Source organism: Ruegeria sp. (assembly GCF_028066395.1).
Taxonomy (GTDB): domain Bacteria; phylum Pseudomonadota; class Alphaproteobacteria; order Rhodobacterales; family Rhodobacteraceae; genus Ruegeria.
Window position 1 is genome coordinate 1974 of record NZ_JALCBM010000102.1, and the last position, 1090, is coordinate 3063.

Here is a 1090-nt window from a genome sequence, read left to right on the forward strand (position 1 = left end):
ACGCCCCGGTGGCCTGCCAGAACCTCGGACAGGCGCCCGGCGGCGCCCGGCAGGCGGGTGTCAAAGGCGGCCTTGCGGCGGGCAAAAGCGGCCTTGCGGGCGGCGGCCTTGATGTCGGTCAGATCGGTTGTTTCAGTCACAATAGCACCACGCTGGCAAGGCCAAGGAAGATGAAGAACCCCATGACATCCGTTGTGGTGGTCACGAAGGTCCCCGATGCCAGCGCCGGGTCAGCGCCCAGACGGTCCAGCACCACCGGTACTACCGTACCGACAAAGCCCGCGATGATCATGTTCACGACCAAGGCCGTGCCGATCACGACACCCAGCATCGGTGAATCGAACCACAGCATCCCCACAACCCCCAGCACGATGGCAAAACACAGCCCGTTGAGCATACCGACCAGCAATTCCCGCCGGATCACCCGCCCTACGTTCGACCCGGTCAGGTCGCGCGTCGCCAATGCGCGCACCGCCACGGTCAGGGATTGCGTTCCGGCATTGCCGCCCATCGAGGCCACGATCGGCATCAGAATGGCCAGCGCCACAAGCTGATCGATCGCCACCGCAAATTGCGAAATCACCAGCGAGGCGCAGATCGCCGTACACAGGTTCACCGCCAGCCACGGCAAGCGCCGCTTGCTGGTCGCCGCCACACTGTCCGAGATCGAGCTTTCGTCGCTGACCCCGGCAAGGCGCAGCATGTCCTCTTCATATTCCTCATCCAGCACCACCATCGCGTCATCGATCGTGATGACGCCGACCAGCCGCCCATCGGCGTCGGTCACGGGGGATGAGATCAGGTGATACTGATTGAAGGCATAAGCCACGTCTTCCTCATCCTGATCGACGGGGATCAGATGCAGTTCCTCATCGGTGATGTCGTGCAGCGGCACCTCGCGCCGTGTCGCCATCAGCTTGCCCAGCCCCACCTGCGCCACCGGTTTCAGGCGCGGATCGACCAGAATGACATAGTAGAACTGATCCGGCAGATCGTCATTGGCGCGCATGAAATCGATGGCCTGACCCACGGTCCAATGCTCGGGCGCCATGACGACCTCGCGCTGCATCAGACGACCGGCCGAGTTTTC

1 protein-coding gene and 1 pseudogene are annotated in these 1090 nt (G+C 63.0%); both read right to left on the minus strand.

The window, feature by feature from the left end:
* Positions 1 to 140, minus strand: a pseudogene (locus MPJ51_RS20630) (5-formyltetrahydrofolate cyclo-ligase); the annotation flags it as partial.
* Positions 137 to 1090: magnesium transporter (gene mgtE / locus MPJ51_RS20635; protein ID WP_298390770.1), on the minus strand; the 954-nt coding region annotated here is incomplete at its 5' end. The gene mgtE and the pseudogene MPJ51_RS20630, both read right to left, overlap by 4 nt.